General features: G+C 46.6%; 12 protein-coding genes. All 12 read right to left on the bottom strand.

What is annotated here, in order from left to right; translation table 11 throughout:
- Window positions 1-6: 6 nt before the first annotated feature.
- Window positions 7-858, bottom strand: a complete 852-nt coding sequence (locus tag P771_RS0112500; protein WP_028575407.1) for a DsbA family protein — start codon at window positions 856-858, stop codon at window positions 7-9.
- Window positions 859-878: 20 nt separating this feature from the next.
- Window positions 879-2,417, bottom strand: coding sequence for a right-handed parallel beta-helix repeat-containing protein (locus P771_RS17545; protein ID WP_051617321.1), 1,539 nt, complete (start codon window positions 2,415-2,417; stop codon window positions 879-881).
- On the bottom strand, window positions 2,401-4,797 hold the full coding sequence (locus P771_RS0112490; RefSeq protein WP_161635979.1) for a HEAT repeat domain-containing protein: 2,397 nt from the start codon (window positions 4,795-4,797) through the stop codon (window positions 2,401-2,403). The genes P771_RS17545 and P771_RS0112490 overlap by 17 nt, the downstream gene beginning before the upstream one ends.
- Before the next feature lie 68 nt (window positions 4,798-4,865).
- On the bottom strand, window positions 4,866-7,988 hold the full coding sequence (locus tag P771_RS0112485) for a hypothetical protein (protein WP_028575405.1): 3,123 nt from the start codon (window positions 7,986-7,988) through the stop codon (window positions 4,866-4,868).
- An 18-nt stretch (window positions 7,989-8,006) separates the two neighbouring features.
- Window positions 8,007-9,380: a glycosyltransferase gene (locus P771_RS0112480; RefSeq protein WP_161635978.1), complete on the bottom strand. Its 1,374-nt coding sequence runs from the start codon at window positions 9,378-9,380 to the stop codon at window positions 8,007-8,009.
- A gap of 19 nt (window positions 9,381-9,399) precedes the next feature.
- The gene (locus tag P771_RS0112475; RefSeq protein ID WP_028575403.1) at window positions 9,400-10,986 is read right to left on the bottom strand and encodes a hypothetical protein; all 1,587 of its coding nucleotides are present in this window, start codon (window positions 10,984-10,986) and stop codon (window positions 9,400-9,402) included.
- Between the two features lie 88 nt (window positions 10,987-11,074).
- Entirely contained in the window at window positions 11,075-11,824 is a 750-nt protein-coding gene (locus P771_RS0112470; protein ID WP_150112196.1) for a hypothetical protein, read from the bottom strand.
- 110 nt (window positions 11,825-11,934) lie between these two features.
- Window positions 11,935-13,134, bottom strand: a complete 1,200-nt coding sequence (locus tag P771_RS0112465) for an ATP-grasp domain-containing protein (RefSeq protein ID WP_028575401.1) — start codon at window positions 13,132-13,134, stop codon at window positions 11,935-11,937.
- Window positions 13,134-14,297, bottom strand: coding sequence for an ATP-grasp domain-containing protein (locus P771_RS0112460; protein WP_028575400.1), 1,164 nt, complete (start codon window positions 14,295-14,297; stop codon window positions 13,134-13,136). Before P771_RS0112460 ends, P771_RS0112465 begins: the two co-directional genes overlap by 1 nt.
- Window positions 14,298-14,300: 3 nt before the next feature.
- On the bottom strand, window positions 14,301-15,365 hold the full coding sequence (locus P771_RS0112455) for a hypothetical protein (RefSeq protein ID WP_150112195.1): 1,065 nt from the start codon (window positions 15,363-15,365) through the stop codon (window positions 14,301-14,303).
- Between the two features lie 148 nt (window positions 15,366-15,513).
- On the bottom strand, window positions 15,514-16,131 hold the full coding sequence (locus P771_RS0112450) for a GNAT family N-acetyltransferase (protein WP_028575398.1): 618 nt from the start codon (window positions 16,129-16,131) through the stop codon (window positions 15,514-15,516).
- 23 nt (window positions 16,132-16,154) lie between these two features.
- Window positions 16,155-17,243 carry a hypothetical protein gene (locus P771_RS0112445; RefSeq protein WP_028575397.1) on the bottom strand — a complete coding sequence of 363 codons (1,089 nt, stop codon included), beginning with the start codon at window positions 17,241-17,243 and terminating at the stop codon, window positions 16,155-16,157.
- Window positions 17,244-17,247: the final 4 nt, after the last annotated feature.

The following is a 17,247-nucleotide window of genomic DNA, read 5'->3' as shown; positions in this document are numbered from 1 at the left end:
GGGCGCTTACTCGCACTCCTCAAAATCCCCCAGACACATGTCATACTCGTTGTCCTTTTCAACAAGACCATTGTCCTGGTGCTCCTGCCCGGTGATCATAGCAATCACTCTGTACAATTCCTGCTGAGAAACAAACCCATGCAGCATGATCCCGTTAACCAGGATAACCGGAGTCCCAAGAATACCCAGTCTTTCAACCTCTTCCAGATCCTTGTCCAGTATGTTTTGAATTTCGGGGTCTTCCAGAACGTCCCGGACAGAATCAATATCCAGACCAAGCTGAGCAACAATCTCATCCAAAGTCTGACCAGGATCACTGACCAAGGCTGTTGACCGTGAAAAAACCAGGTCTTTGAACTCCAAGGCCTTGTCCCTGTCCAGCCTGAATACAGCCTCAAAGTACATGGCTGCCTTCCTGGACGCCTCGCCCCTGACCACATGCTTCAAGATCAGCCGCGTCTGGTTTGAAAGCTCCTTCACAACGTCCTGAACCTTCTGACCAGCTACATGGCAGACCGGACAGAGAAAATTAAAATACTCGATAATAGTCACTTCAGCTTCCGGACTGCCAAGGATTATTCGTTTTGGATCTATTGCCGGGTCAAGAGGATCGTTCATCTGCCTCATCAAGTCCTGGCGCCTGGCCATTTCTCCAAGCTCTCTTGTTCCCTCATGCACCAATTGAGCCAGAGTTGTCTTATTGTCCTTGATGATTTCCATAATTAGTTCCGGATTGTCCCGGAGAACTGACTCAATAAGTGCCCTATCCTCACTTCCGCCTCTATCAGCTGATTCGCATCCAGCAATACCGATCATGAAAACCATCAAAAAAGTCAGGGTCAATCTGATCCTAAACATATTTGGTCCCGCTACCTGTTTTAAAAATCCAAGAGTCTGCACAGAGTGTGTTCACTGTATTCAAAAGGCCCTAGGTCAGGTTGATCACCTCTATTGTGGCCACATATGTCCTCTTTCAGTTTGTCATGCCTTATCCCCTGAGCAACAACGGGCCCTGGTTTAAGCAGTCTGAAATCCGCACGGTCTGGTTCCACAAAAAGATCCTTAAAGTCAGGCCTGAACATCCCTCTGACTCCACTCCCTGTAATCAGATTATTGTTTTCAATAAAAGTTCCTCCATCCCGGGAGCGTATCCTGCCGTCCAGAATATTGTTGAAGATTACGGCTGAACTAGCCTCAAAACGCACGTCAATGCCCATGGTCCGGTAAAATATATTGTTAAGAACCGTGGTCTTTCGAGCCTTATTCAAATAAAGCCCCACATCAGAACAGTTCATGACCACATTATTGCGCACCAGGCCTCCTGTGTGTTCAATGGAAACAACGTGATCACGGGCAGCTGAACTTCCTGTTCCTCCACCGCCAAAAGACAGTCCCAGCCTTACTCCTCCTGAATGGGAATACTCACAGACAACCAGGTTATTTTCAAAAACACCGTTACTGGAATTGCCTTTGATAAAAGCCCCGGTACTTACCTGATCTCCCTGTCCCTTGGAAAAATCAGCAATGATGTTTCCCCGGATAACCCAGTGGTCCGTGCCCACCAGGTCCAGAGGAACAACAGGCGACCTGGTGTTTCGAATGCTGGTGTTGTAAAATGTATTGTTCTTTATTAAGGCTCCGTCTGGGAAAATCCTCTGTCCATCCGATCCATCAATGGCATTGGCTTTGATTGCCGCATTGAAATCACTCACCCTGCTGTTCCTGAGCACAAAACCATTCCCGCTGCCCACCACGTGAAAGGCATGTTCGCACCGGCTGTGAGTGGAACAAACTCCTTTTATTTCCAGGTTTTCAAATATCCAGTACGGTGCACTGACCAAAAAGCCTTCCAGGGTATCCAGCTCCAGGGACACTTCGCCAACCCTTTCAGCCCTGACAACTATGGGCTCGTCCACAGTTCCTGGCCGGTTCACTGGTATTGTGCGCCTGCTGATAGTATAGCTACCTGGAGAAAGAGTAATGGCATCCCCGGGGTTGGCTCTGCCTAGGGCACTCAAGAAATCAGATGCAGTATTGACTTTAAGGGTGCGTGACACACTCTGCTCCGAGTATGATCCGACTTCCCCGGAAATCAGCCATGCCCGGGGAACAGGGAGCCCTGAAAGATTAAAGACTACCGGCAGCAGATTATTATTCAGACTTGCACCGTGCCCCATCCAGTCAAAGGCATCAAGAGGAGGCAGATCAAGACCTTCAGGCCTGGCCGGTTTTCTTTCAACCAATGCAGCTAGAAATGCTGACTCCAGTCCCGCCCTCTCCAGCACTTTCTGGGCAACAGTTCTGGGAGGCTGGCTGGTTGATTTCAGCAGGACATACATGGCCACTCCAAGTCCAATTATTCCCATAAGCCCGAAAACTGCCAGAACATTCCTGATCAGGTTAAAAAATCTTTTCACACTCACATCCTTTCTCTCTGTCATGTGAACCAGCCAGCCTCACCCATTCAAATGGCTCAATATCCAAAAAACTGTCCAAAACAGCCAAATCTTTTTCATCCCCAAGAACGCACAAGGCACACGCAGCCAGAGCCCTCATGTTTTCATCCTGACCATGAAGTTTGATATGCATGTCTGGGATGATGCTGCTGTCTCCAAGCATTATCAGAGCCTGGCCCGCATAATAGGTAATCATGGGGTAACTTGCCTTTCTAAACAACACCCTTAAACTGTCTCTGGAATCAAAATCACCCAGCTGACCCAGAGCTCTGGCTGCCGCTGCAGTAACATTGAGATCCCTGCCAAGAAATGGACGAATCGCTTCTGCAGCTGCAGGATCTCCAAGAATACCCAGGCTGCGGATAATGGAGGTATGGGCCTGCCATGAACGGTCATTCTCAATAATGATGCTTTCCAGGACTCTGATCAGGTATGGAACCCCAGCCACATCCCGGCTGGAAGCCAGAATATTTCCTATCAAGGCCGAGATATTATACCAGTGTCCCAACCACACCAGTCTGTTCTCAGGATCATCTTTCCAGCGAACTCTGGGAGAATTATCTAACAGCTCCAAAAACACCGGACGGGCTAGGTCAGGATTAAGCAAATAAAGGGCCTGGATGGCCATCTCTTTTTGAGGATGAGACACTGATTCAAGAGCAACTTCTTTAACCCCGACAAAGGCAGTATCATCCCCAAGCACCATCAGACCGCTCAGAGCCTGGATCTGTCTGGATGGATGATCAAGGTCAGCAACATACTGTTCCAGGCTTTTCAAATCGCGGGGATAATTCTGACCAACAATGTCCTTGAGTGGAAAAGCCTGGGCCGGGCCAATCTCTTCAAATACATCCAGCTCACTTTCCCTGATAACCACTCTGTTGCCTTGTCCATTTGCCGGGATAACCTCCAGGATGATTGAGCTTGTGACCACATCATTCCATCTCCGCCCTGAAGTTTGGATATTGTAGGTATAGGGTGCTTCCTCTACCACGACCCGGCTTTTCCTGTTCCGTCCTTCAAGATCTTTCCAATTGTAGGTAACCGCAAGTCCCTTGCCCCTGGGGATATATCCGGATACGGTTATTTCATTGGTCCCGGGCCAGAGCATGGGCAGGGAAAAAAGATTGTGCTGGGTTATTGTGACTATTTCCAGATGATCCAGACCGACGCTCATAACATCCTGGTATGCCTTCATCCTGACCCTGACCAGATAGCTGTATCGACCAAAAGGATAAGCAGTATTCTCAGGAGGAGCACCGTAAATATCAAATTCTCCGGACAGGGGCTGCTCAACCAGCTGGAATGCTCCTGATTCCTCCCCGCTCCAGACCTTATTCCAACTCTCCCCCTCATCAGTTGAAATATCTATGGACAATTCATCCCTGCCATCCTGCCGGAAAAACGATCCGTTGATCCAGGCTCGGGATATGATATAAGGAGAAGAAATTGAAAAAACGGCCTGGGCATACCTTCCGGGTTTATCCGGTCCAAGGAGTAATTCCCTGCCCGGGTCTTCTGCCTGTCTGACGGCAAGTCCTGAGCTGTGATTATGACACAGGGCATCCCCATTGGAAAAAACAGGAACATACTTCAGGATACCGTTGCCAAAAGTGACAGGATACGGACCATGTTCAAAGTCTTTTTTCCCTTGGGCAGCAAAATTGTCCTGGTATGGTAGATCAATATTTCCCCACAGTCGGGTGAAAGTCTGACCAGGGTACAGATCGATATCCATCTTGTGGGAAGGCCAGTCCAAATGAGGTGCATGGATCCAGTTGTACATCCCCCAGTAATGGGCTCTTCTGGGAACTGGCCCCCTGGATGGCCTGAAAATAAGAGAATAATCTCTGGCAATCTGATCTGGACCGGCAATATGCTTTCCTGAACGGTCATATACAAACCACCCTTCTGAAATATCCATCAGATGCCACCGGGAAATCCCGTCCTGATCCTTCCATTTGACATTGGTCTGAGTATGCCCACTTCGATAAAGCTTTTCAGCCCGGCCATTAAGGGACCTCCAGGCCATCTCCATCACCCTGCTCAGACCGTCGCAATGATGTGCCCCATAAACATTAAGCACCTTTAGAGGATCATCAATATAGTTGTCACCCAGGACCGGCTCCCTGGGAACATTCCCGTCAGTCCTGGCCGTAAACATTCGGATGAAATAAAAAAGTGCCAGGGCTTTTTCTTCACTGGTCTCAGCCCCCATCAGACGTACAGCGTCTCTGGCAAAGCTATCCATAGTGGAGGGATCAGGCCAGCGCTCATTCACGATCCTGATCCCCTGAATCTGATGTCCGGAAGCACTGACTGGATCTGCTGCCAGGATCAAAAAGCACCAGGATCCGATTATTAGACATATGAGGATGTTTTTTATCATAAGCAGGGCTAGCGGCCGGATTAAAGTCCCTCAACCATATCAGAGCATATATCAATTCTGACCATATTAGATACCGGGCTTAAGTACCCCTCATTATCCCAGTACTTCATGATAAAGTAGTACGTTCCCGGGGAAAGCATGGAGATGTTAAAGACCTCCGTAGATCCATACCAGCCATGGGGGTCCAGGGTCGTGATAATCACGGACTTTTCTTGGCCTGAACCAGCTAAATTCAGCTCCTCCGAGATATTGTCGGCCTGATAAAAACCCCTTTTATTACCCAGTTCATCAGGAAACAGGGGATGATCCACAATGGGAAGCTCAGAATATTTTATCCAGTACTGCTTTGGGGAAAAGGCAGATTTACATCCTGGCCCACAGGGGTCTGTCCAGAAAAGGCCTGCACCTTTACCGTCTATCCATTCCACTCTGAGGTCCGTGACAGGATTTGGGACTGGAGCAGGCTTATCTTTTTTCTGAAGACAGGTCAGGACATAGGCTGCACTTTGCCCGGCAGGATGCTCCAGAAATTGACCCTTTCTAATTTCGTGCATGCCTGCTTTTGCCCACTGTCTGGTCATCTCCAGGGCGCTCGCATCACCCAGAGACACGTAACTAAGAGGTGCAGCCACACCGGGATACCAATGGTGTTCAAACTGTTCACTTCTTTCACCCCGCTTGAAACGGTGAGGCATTCCCCTGTCCGGCTCAAAAGCCTCATGCCACGCCCATGTCAGCCAGGAACCCATGATATCCAGAAGGGCTCTGTCTCCGGTTTCCCGGTACAAAGCATAAGCAGCTATGGCCACTTCAGCCTCCTGCCAGGGCGGAATGCTGTTCCATCTGTTTTCTGGGGTTAACACCCCGGAATTCTGTCTTTGCAGATAAAGGATCCTCCTGGCCAGCCATCTGGCAAAAAACAGACTTTCTTCATCACCCGTGGCTGAGTACTTCCAGGCAGAACTGATCAGGTGTGTCGCATAAATCCTGGTATAAAAGTACCTGGGTATCCGCTCAGGATTTTTTTGATCATTATAATAAAATGACTCGCTCAAATCAGGAGGAAGGCTTTGAATGTCTCCAAAAAAATGTCTGTGAACTGAATACTTGGCCTGGTTGCCTATGGCTTCCACAGCTTGCCGGGCAATGGGAGAACCGGTCAGGAAGTACCACTCCAGAGGCCACATGTGGATCAGGTGTTCTCCGTCGGGAAGGATCTTGGGCGGTGCTGTGAAGGCTGGGATATTGGTGGTATAAGGAGTCACCCATCCACTTATGTTTGCAGCCTCAGGATAAGTGTACAGTTTTTTTGCCCCCCAGCCCACCAGATGATGCTGGGGCCATGGATCATCTCCTGAATAACTGTATTCATGAATCAGCCAGGGTAAGGATTCAGAAGCCCACTTGGAGTGAGCAACTCCCCTTTCCCAATGCCAAAGTCCTCCTCCCTGGAGATACCGGTGAAATACTGACCAGTAATTGTCATGCATGCCTCCACTGTTGAATCCAGTGAGCATGCCCGCTGTCCGCCAGTTGGCGGTATATACATTCCTGTCCCACCGGTAGTGTGGATACCAGTGGCTGCTGTTGCTGCCATTCACTTTCTGATTTCCGATATGCCTTGGATATGCCCTGCTTTTTGCATACTGGCCTGGACTGGTTCTGACGTGGAGAGGATGCAGAAAGGCTTGGGCATGATCAAGATTGTACTGAAGAGCCTCAGCCCCCTGATGAAAGGCAAGGGTCAGTTCATGGCTTTTCCGGCTTCCCGGATGAACCTGAAATTGTTCAGGGGAAAAATCCGGCATGAACACGGCATGCAATTGATCTCTGGATAACCGCATGGCCTTGGGGCATTCCACCCAGAAACGCTGCATGAAAAGAGAGACCCCTTTTTCTCCAAAGTCAATCCCGCCGAAACCTGGAGCCTGATCGCCCCTGGCCAGTGCAACCGGTGACTCTGACCGGGCTTGGCCCTGCACGACTTTATATCCCCTGAACAACGCAGGTCCCAGCAGAGCTCTTGCCCTGAAAAAATATCCAGGAATCTCTTTTGCATCATCTCTGGACTTGCCTTCCAGTCGATTATACAAATCCCAGCGGTCGGCATTGGCAGAATCCTGAAGCAGACTTATCCATTTTGTTTCCGGTTCAAACTTCTCATGACCTCCATCTTCAGTTCCCAAAACAAAAGAAGGAGCTGCATCTCCGTCAAGGGCGAACTGCATCCTGCATTCCTTTATCCGGTAAAGATGCATGGGATAGTCACGGCGCTGATTATCCAGGCTGTGGGTTATATTGATGAAAGACAGGCCTGCGAAAAAGTCCAGCCAGACAGTGTAGCTGTAAAAACCTTCTTCTCTGATCCCCTGACCATAGTTGTCAGGCATATGTCTGCCTTCAATCCTGACGGTGGTGCGTACCGGGCCTTTTGCCTCTATCACCACCTTATCCGGAACTGCCATCCCAGAAGCATATTCATGTTCAGTAAGATGACCCACCGACCGGTAAGAGGCAGAATCGATCCGTCCGCTTCCGTGTCCCCACATATTGTAAGACTGACTCTCACCGTATACCATCTCTTGGGAATCACTCCGGATAATACTCCCATTCACCAAGTCCGGTCGAATTATCCGGTCATGAGAGCTAAAACTACCGGTTCCATCGGAGTCGATATATACTTCTTCAAGAATAGAACCCCTCTTCTTGCTGATCACAGCCTTCAACGGTCCAGTATAAACCGTGATATCAACCTCGGTTTCCTGAATCCGGATCGGGTCATCTACAAAGCCCTGGGCATGGACCAGGCGGTATTCTGCCTTTCCCATGGCCGGCACATCAACCAGGAGGTCAACAAGCAGCCACTTGACTGATCCGTCCCTGCCCCACCACAGGACAAAAGGATCAAACTGGGCCGGAACCACCTGTCCATCTGTATCAACCACGGATAATCCGGAAACATCTTCAGGCAAAAGCATACCTGCAGGTAAAGGTATCCCACCCCTGGCAGGCCAGGATTCACGGTTTACTGCAGTATTATTTTCAATAATAAGAGGAAGATCAAGGGATGACCTTGCTGCCAGGGCTACCTGACAGAAACACACCAGCAAAATCAGAATCAAAAACATTTTCATTATTTTCATTTCATCATCCCGAATTCATCACCCTTTTGCCCTTCCCTGGACTGAATCGGATTCACTCTGGATCCGACCAAGTACGTCGGCCATCTGCCCAATGGTCACTCTGCGCTCAAATTCAGAAGGATCATACCTCTGAAACTCTTTTCCATTCTGGACATGGTTCCTGTGGAGCCTGACCAGGGCAGTTTTTATTCCCGGAACATCATGTTGGCGGACAATCAATCCGGCATTAAGTCTGCGAATCAAGTCTGCGGCAGCGCCTTCATCCATCAGTCCCAGGATGGGCTTTTTAAAAGCCAGATATTCAAATGTCTTGGCCGGGATCTGGTAGTAATAGCTGGGGGCCAGGAGAACAAGCACTGAAGAAGAAGCCATGTACTCAAGGGCTTCGATGTACGGGACCATTCCGGTCAGGCTGACCTGGTCCTTCAGTCCTGAGGCGGCAATCATTTCTTCCACGCAACTCCCTCCAGCCTTAAGCACATGTCCCACAAAGTTAATCCTCAGATTTTTCCGGCTCAGGGTTCCTTCATCCACCAGTTCAGCCAAGGCTTTGAGCAGGTATTCCGGGTTGCGGTCCCGGTAAAACGTTCCCACATAACTTATAGTGAATATACCTGGGGTTATGGTTTTGGATTTGACTTCCTCAATATCGTGCGCATCATACCCGTTATAAATGGTCACAAACTTGTCCGCTGGCTGATCACCATGGGCTGAACGCAAGGCATCCCGGTATTTTTTTGTGGTGGCCACCACTGTATCAGCCTTGGATATCACTTTTTTTTCCAGCCAGGATTCGATTCTGGTGGAAACAGGACTGACCACCTCAGCAGGCTTGCGGTCCTGAAGATGGGTCCAGGGATCCCTGAAGTCCACCACCAGCCTTGCTTTGGTGATGCAGGCCAGGACAGCGCCGATAACACTGCAGGTAAACGGAGGGGATGTAGCCAGTATCAGGCTGATCCTGTTTTTTCTGATAATTTTCAGACCGGCAGCCACTGCCGGAACCATCCAGCCCATCCGGCTGTCAGGTATCCAGTTCAGGGATACTAGGCCCCTCTTGGCAGAAGCCATCCACCCTTTATTGCCTGGTTTGCCAGTATCTTTTTCAATCTGAGAACATTTGGGATGGCTGTTTCGGGGCTGCCCGCCTTTTCCGGGCAGAGCAGCCTTCAAGGCTACGGCCAACTGCAGGGGGGTGGGCCAGACAGTAGTCCTGGATATTTCAACTCCTGGCAACTGTTTTTCCAGGTCAGGATCTATGTTGCTGATATATTTTTCCCTGATGGTCAGCACATATGGTTTCCACCCCAGTTCACCCAAAAATTTTACTGCCTTCTTTGGCCTGATGGAGCCAACTGCCAGCTCAGGCGGAAAATGGTATGCAATTACCAAAACTTTCTTCTCTGAATTTTCACGCATGCTTTTTTTTGAGGTCACAGGTCAATTCAATATATTTTTTTGCCCGGACAATGATGACCCCGTCCTGGCCTCCAATCGTTTCGACCGAGGATCCATCAACCCTCCACCGGCCGGATAAGTAATAGCAATATGTCCCAGCACCAAGCCTGTCCTTAATGGTCACTCTTTTCTTTACTGCATCCACAGCGACACGTCGAACAATCTTGAACAGACCGGTTTTGATTGTCACCCCCTGCAGCACCTTTCTGATAAAAGGAATCCTGTTGCAAATCCTTCTCAAGAAACGGCTGCCCAAGACCAGAACCGGAAAAGCCTCCCCTGAAATCAGACAACCATTATTATGAACTGTAATCTCGGAAATACTGAAAACGTGAGGAATGAGCTTAAACCCTGGTCCATTATAAACCGGCAACAAAGGCAATTCAGGATTGGCTGGATTAATTCTGGCTCTGTTGATGGAAAGCAGATCTTCCTCAGTTCCTTCATCGTGCCAGATCTTCATGGGAGTCAGCCCTGTATAGCGGTAGCCTCTGAAGTCACTGCCCTTGTCCGGGATACTGCAACCTGCGCTGCTGATAAAAGAGAAAAACTTTTCTCTTTTGACAATCACTCCCACCGGGAGGGTAACAACAGTCTTTTCAGCCTCCTGGGTATAATCCATTACCGGATTCAAAGTATCAGATAGCAAAGTCCGGGCCAGAAAATAGGCTGTATACACGCTGTCATATACATAGGGATCTCTGAACCCATTATGGGGAACACAGCGGATCAGGGTGTCATTACGAGAGAATTTGCCTTCAATGTATTTCCAGACCCTGGTTTTTAGGCTTTCAACGGCTTGATGTCTTTCCAGCATGGAAAGAACGCTCAGCACATTGGCATAACCAAAAAGGGTGTTGTCAGACCTGCCGTAGTAAAGGGCTTCTCCATCAGGAGCTATAAGGGAAAGATGAGTGACCAGGTTTTTTGGAAGGAACATTTCAAGCCTGCTTTGCAGCTCAGGCTCAATATCCAATGACCTCAAAAGGCCTAGACATTCCATGAACAGGGCCTGGATTTTGAATGAATATGTCAGGGGAAAAGCCTTGTTTTCTTTTACAGCCTCTGCCCAGGGCGGTGGAAAGTCACAAAACATTCCCCCCTGCTCAAGATCAAACATTTGAAAAAAGTAGTGACGGAACTGCTCCAGATCCTGCATCCTGCTGTAAAGGGCATAAAGCTTAAGATGCAGAAACATTCTTAATACAAGCCAGTTGTTACCCGTCCTGGTCTTGAAATCAACTGAAAAGGCAAGGCTTAGGGCAAGAGATTGCACTCTTTCAGCAAGATCAGCACGTATTGCACTGGAATGCCGCTCACAGATCAGGAGCAGCGCGTGTTTGTTGAACTCAGGATGTCCTGTCTTTTCCAGATTCAAATATCCGGAAAGAAGCATGTTTCCTGCTTCCATCCTGTCCAGCTCAAAAGCAGCCAGGGCCATCCAGGTGTGAAAATAATGACTGCCTGGAACAAGGGCTTGATCGTTGCGTCGATCATACCAATATTCAAAAGTGTTGTTGGCCATGTCACGGGAAAGCATGTTATTTCAGTAGAATTTTGTCCAAGGCATGGCAATTGACGACCCGGCTCCAGCTTGTGCCTGAATCAAACCTGAAGCTATATTGCTCCTAATGATCAATTCTTGGAAATTTTATATAGTCTCGTCGGGCATATCTATAAAAATTGTATAAGATTCGGGCTTTGAAGAAATCAGTTCCAGACCATCTTTTCTGATGAAGTTTACCCTTGTAGATTTTTCTCAAGTCAGAAAGGCTGATATCCAGGTCAAGGTGGCTGCTGATTCTCTGCAGATATTCATCAGGCTCCACCAGGAAATCCTCAAAGGTCAAATGCAGATAAGAAAGACCATACCTGCAGAAAAACACAGAACAACTTTTTTTGTAGTTATCATTCATGAGGTTATGCTGGCTGTAACTCATGGGAATCTTTCTTTTAAGAATCAAACCTGTGTAGCTCTGGTCCGGTTCCCTTTCAATAAAAATGAAGTTTATGTTCTTTAAATCCAGAAAATGAGCCCAGAAATGTATGGTAAATGACAACCTGGGATCCTTCCACAGCCAGGGAGAGTGCTCCTGGCTCTTCTGAACAAACCTGACAAAACGGTCAAGCCCGTCAGGGTTTTTAGCCAGTCTCTCAATTCTTTCAATTCCTGGTCCAGGAATGTCGTTGCAGTCATACCGGTTGAACCCGGATAGTCTCAAAATCTCAATATCCAGATCAACAAGTTCGGCATTCTCATAGGTGTCAAAGCCTAACTTTTTGGTCTCATCTCCCAACCATAAACCCTTTGACCCTATTGTTCCGGCCAGGACTGAGCTTCCGCTGGAGCCTGTGGTCAGAATGATTAAATTTTTCACAGCCATCAGCTACCCCCAGGCCTGACACCAAGGTTGAAATTTTTTCATGTCTTGATCAGCAGGGCAAAGCAAGCCTTGGCCCTGCTCTGGTTAATTACAAGAAGTCTGAGTCACACCTGGGGATTACGGACTTTTTTTCTGAGAAAAAGGCTCCGTATCCCTTGAAAAATATCTACAACACCCGGCAGTGGATCCCTGAGAAGCTGAACTTCCTGCTGTCCAGGCTTTAAAAAAGGCTTCAAATAGTCAATGGTTGCATCTTTAAAGTAAGATAAACTTTTTTCCCGATAAATACTCTTAAAGTAAACCTTGGTGACACCGCAAAGATTTCTGACCCTTACCCCAGGAACAGGTGAAACATCACAGATACTTGAATCTCCCAGGCCCACAGTCCTATATAGCAGATAGGGAAAATCAACGCCGGCCCTTGAACAAAGGGTGGTTGAACCCCAGAATCTCCCATTAATTTCCAGGAGGATATAAGAAGAACCAGAGTCTCTCCTGATAAAATCAAAAAGAGCCACCCCTTCCCAGTCCAGGGCATCCAGCATCTTTTTCCCATAGTCATACAGATATCCGTCGGTTTCAACAGACTCCTTTATCGATGGTATGCCAGGAATTTCCGAAAGACCTGCAAAATTAAACTGGCAATGGGCTACAATTTTTTTCTGATATCGCAAAAAGGCGACACAGGTTTCCTCCCCCTGACAATGCTCCTGAACTAAACAGGGATACTCCAGTTCAACGTATTTTTGAAGAAATTCTGCTGCTGTTATATATGAGGTAAAGTATTTTATACGAAAGTCATTCTTTCTTTTCTCACTGGAGTTATAAGAACGAAACACAGGTTTGACTATGAAGGGTAAAGGAAAGGAGTATAGAGATTCCATATCACCCTTATCCTTTATAAGTGTGGTTTGCGGTACGTCCAGTCCAAGAGACCTGGCAAGATCGATGGTCTTTTTTTTGTCAAGGACAATCTGCATTTTTGAATCTTCAGGAAATAAAAATTTTGAATATTTTTCAAACAATGACCTGTGCTCATTCAATGCGCATATCTGAACTTCCCCAAGAGCTATAATAAACTTTATCCTGTATTTTTTAACATAAGAAAGAATAATGTCGATATTCTGATAAATATTATTACTGGATATCATCAAATGTTTATGAAGGTGCCTTGAAAAGTTAGCAATATCCATCCTGCTTGATGAAACTCCATAAACCGAAATACCATTGGAACCAAGTGACCTGACAACCTGCAGGGCCATGGGCGTGGACATTCCAATGACCATGACTGAATCAGTATTCATTACACTATTTCCAGCTGTCTGCATAAACTTAAAGTACCAGAGACATCTTTAAAGCTTAACACATCATCACGGTATGTTAAAAAGATAACAATTGAATGGATAAGCCTTGCTGATAATCTTTCAGATGGATAGTCAAAAGGCTCAATATCTCCAGAAATACTTTGCAGAATATATTTCATAAGAGATATCCGACTGGTCACAGACTTTGTATTAAGGCAAGCCAGGGACTTTTCAGCAGCACCATAAGCCTGCAGGGCCAGCATGGGTTCATCATAGCCACACGCCAGGACCTTGGCTGTGGTCCCTCCAAGCCTGGCATTGAGTTCCATAAACCAGGATTCCTGCTTTCTGGGGTCAAACAGAAATTCAAAGTGGTAAGGCCCTGTAACATCAAATTTTTCTGTGAAGGCGGCACACTTTTCAAGCAAATCCGAACCGACCTTGCAGGCCTTAATAGTCAGGGTCACACCTTCAAATTTTCTCTCCACCAAAAAACCCTGCACTTTGATATCAGGGCCGCCATGGCTCCTGGCCCCATGAATCACCATATTGGGGAGGTTCATAAAGGGTTGAGCTATGATCTTGGCTTGAAAGACATTAACCCTGCTCAAAAAATTTCTAAATTCACAGGGGTTGTTGATCAGTTTAACCTTGAATCCGGGACTGATAGTCCCTCTTCCGGCCGGACGGATACACAATGGATAGTGGCCCTGTTCAATTCTGGTCAGATCATAGCCAAGAGAGTCGATGAAATAAGTTGGAAGAACCGGCAAGCCGCATTCAGCAGCCGTTTGAATCTGCTGTTCCTTGGACAAGACGTTTTGAATGGATTCAATGGAAGGAAGCCATATTTTTACTTTTGCAGGAAGGCTTGCCCTGTTTTCCTGAATCCAGCAGGCTATTTTTTCATTAATACAGGTCAATCCACTGGCCCGGAAAGACTCAAGGAAACCCGCAATCACCCTTAGGCCCTCAACAGTGTAAAGCCTGTCCTTGGGCAGCAGACAGTACTGGCTCAAATACCGTGATCCAGGAACAGTATGCTGTTTTTCCTGAACGCAGATCATCCCTGTGCTCATCCCAGCCCTGCCCCAGCTGCGGATACAGGCCAGAGTCGGGGGACCGAACTGGCCCAGAATCACAGGACGAGTTGCTTCAGGCACTGACTAAATCCTTTTGAATTTTGACTTCAAAGTATGCCAGAATGGACGCCAGTCATCAACTGAGAACAGGGAATACTCCCGTTGACTGGAGATTACTTCTTTAAAAAAATACTTACCCGGATGAAGCATATTCTTAAGCGCAAAGATCATGTAACCTACATCATCAATCCATATGGCCGGGCTGTTTTTACTGTGTCTGGAAAGCATTTCATCAACTTTATCCTGCATGCCCAGTCGATAGTAAATGTCCAGAAGGGTATAATTCATCCCCAGCCTGGTTGAGAGCCTGTGCTGCATCCAATGTCTGGGATTGATCTCGATTACAAAAAGATCATCTGTTCCAGCTTCCACTATGATCTCGGTTTCAGCAATACCGTCATATTTCAAGGCATTAATCACCCTGCTGCCGTATTCAAATATTCTTTTGTTCTCAACAGTCCGGCAAAGCACAGCTGTTCCGAATCTGTCTGGATACTGAATGAGCTTCTGGGTAACAAACCCGTGAAGTATTTTACCATTTCTGTCTGAATAGGAACAAAAGGAATAATTCTCCAGGTCCTTTTGTTGAATTATTTTCTGGAGGATCACCTGCCTGCTGATGGGAGAAATCCTGGTGTATTCCCTTACAAGATCATCCTTATTATTAATAAGCACAACCTTGTTCGCTCCCACCAGGCCCTCAGCCTGCCCGGTTTTCCATTCATTGGAGAAAACAGGCTTCAGCAGACAGGGATGACAAAAATCCGCCAGATTGCTGTCCGGTCCTGGCGGCCGGGATACCAGAACAGATTGTGGATAACTCAGGCCATGGCTGTGCAGCTCATCCTGAAGCTGGAATTTGTCCACAACCACCTTGAGCACATCTGACCTGGGAAGGCAGAGGACATACTCTCTTTCCAGCCTGGATCGATGCCGGTCCAGAAACAGCACTTCCTCATCAGTGGCAGGAACAAGCACTTTGGTGGCTGCAGAATCTTCTCCAAGCTTTAAAAGCTTTGCCAGGACTTCACCTTCATCTTTTTCCAGGCTCAACTGATACTGGATGACAGGTATCCTGGTTAACGCCATATGATCTGAACTGGACAGGACAGTTACCTGGGCCAGCCCGTTAATATTTCGTATTATACTGTAATGATTAGGCCCTAAGCCCAACAGAAAAATCAAAAATTTATTTTTATCAACTTTCAATGACATTTCCAGCCCAGTTAAGTGTTGGCTAACTTTTTACTGACTCAGGAGGATAGTGAAAATTCATATAAAATAATTTTAAAAATTTATAATATCCGATTGAATCCCACTTCATATTCTGAAGAGATCGGATGGATGATTTATTCCAGGTATGAACTAAGGCCCAAATACAATTGTAATCCATCTGTTTTAAATTATAGAAATTAACTTCCTTCATAAAGTGATTTAGTTTTTTACCTCTATAGTCTTTATGTACATAAGTACTGTATGAAAAGGCATGTTTTGGCTTAATTTTTATATAACAGTTAAAATCATCAAAAAAAACCTTCTTGACTGCCGCCCACGTCCAGCCAACTATCTCTTTATGCTCAGTTTCAGTTATTGTTAGAAAATATCCCAAGCCAAACCTTTTTCTTAGCTCCTCGATATTGAAATTTGGCTTGAAATCCATTTTGCTAAAAGCACTGAGCATTCTGCTTTCAAAAACAGAATCGCTTTTTTTAATATGCTTAAAGTACAGTTTCTTCATATCAGATACACCAGAGTCAATCTCTTCCACAGGAATCCTGTTATATGAGTCAAGATCATAAGCAAATGTATGCATCTTATGAAGAGAATAAATATTTTTCTTAATATACCATTTCATAAAAAACCTTACTCTACATTAAGTTAAGACAGGCCAAAAGTATCCATAAGAATAAAATTCAAAACCGGCTTCACCATATCCCTGTTTTGCACCTCATAGTGAACCAGCAGACAGGGAGTGGTATTGACTTCATTTATCACATATCCTTTACAAGGATCGCTGATATCCTGGGCAATAACGTCAACTCCGGCCAGCTTGACCCCAAGGCAGGCAACTGCCTTTGCGCAGGTCTGGATGATTTCCGGAGCAATCCTGTCTGAAACATCATAATATTCACCCCCTTTGAGCCAATGACAAATATTCTGAAGATGAACAATAACATCCTTTTCCGGGACCGAGTCCAGTTTAAAGCCCTGCCTGGCAATAGTTTCCTTGAGTTGCTGATCTATCTTGATTTTATATCGTAACGGCCTGGAATCCGGTCGATATCTGACCACCACCCCCTGCTCCATCCGGCCGAAGTTGGTTTGATCAATCAGCTGAGAAATCGTGGAATTGCCATCCCCCACCACCCTGGCCGGAATCCTGGAACAGGCACTGAGCAACTTCCCCTTGAAAAAAAGCAGGCGGTAGTTGGTTCCATGCACAAACTCCTCAACAAGAACATCTTTTCCGTACAGTCCGGCCTTAAACATGCTTATCACAATTTCCGCCGTATTTTTCAGACCAACAAAGACCCCGGTGGAGTCCCCGGTATCCCTGGCCGGCTTGATTACGACCAGTTCTTCAGGATTCTTTCTGAATGCCAAGGCTGATCTGAAATCTCCATTTTTTATAAATTGATGTCTGGGAACCGGAATATTGTTCTTGTCCATGACCGAATAGGAATATTCCTTGTCTCCCGCCAGAATCATTGTAGGTTTTCCGTCAAAATCGGTGTAGGAACCAGAAAAATTAAATGCAGTTCTGCCGTCTGTTATTTGCACGATTTTACTTTTGCATATTTCATAATTCAGGTTCAGAACCCTGGCCTCATATTCATAATATGAGTGAATCAGTTCAAGAAGATCTGCACTTTTCTTTGTGCGCAGGTAATTCTTCAAGCGTACCCCAAAGAAGACCGTGGAAGACAGGCTTGAAAAAGCCTTATAGTATACTCCTTGGACATTCATGGCA

The organism is Desulfonatronovibrio hydrogenovorans DSM 9292 (genome assembly GCF_000686525.1).
Lineage (GTDB): Bacteria > Desulfobacterota > Desulfovibrionia > Desulfovibrionales > Desulfonatronovibrionaceae > Desulfonatronovibrio > Desulfonatronovibrio hydrogenovorans.
The sequence above is the reverse complement of the archived record's forward strand: the minus strand, read 5'-3'. Positions and strand labels throughout refer to the sequence as shown.

Coding starts and splice junctions, on each gene's coding strand:
- P771_RS0112500 (WP_028575407.1), bottom strand. CDS start 858: ATGTTTAGGATCAGATTGACCCTGACTTTTTTGATGGTTTTCATGATC.
- P771_RS0112485 (WP_028575405.1), bottom strand. CDS start 7,988: ATGAAAATAATGAAAATGTTTTTGATTCTGATTTTGCTGGTGTGTTTC.
- P771_RS0112475 (WP_028575403.1), bottom strand. CDS start 10,986: ATGCTTTCCCGTGACATGGCCAACAACACTTTTGAATATTGGTATGAT.
- P771_RS0112465 (WP_028575401.1), bottom strand. CDS start 13,134: ATGAATACTGATTCAGTCATGGTCATTGGAATGTCCACGCCCATGGCC.
- P771_RS0112455 (WP_150112195.1), bottom strand. CDS start 15,365: ATGGCGTTAACCAGGATACCTGTCATCCAGTATCAGTTGAGCCTGGAA.
- P771_RS0112450 (WP_028575398.1), bottom strand. CDS start 16,131: ATGAAATGGTATATTAAGAAAAATATTTATTCTCTTCATAAGATGCAT.
- P771_RS0112445 (WP_028575397.1), bottom strand. CDS start 17,243: ATGAATGTCCAAGGAGTATACTATAAGGCTTTTTCAAGCCTGTCTTCC.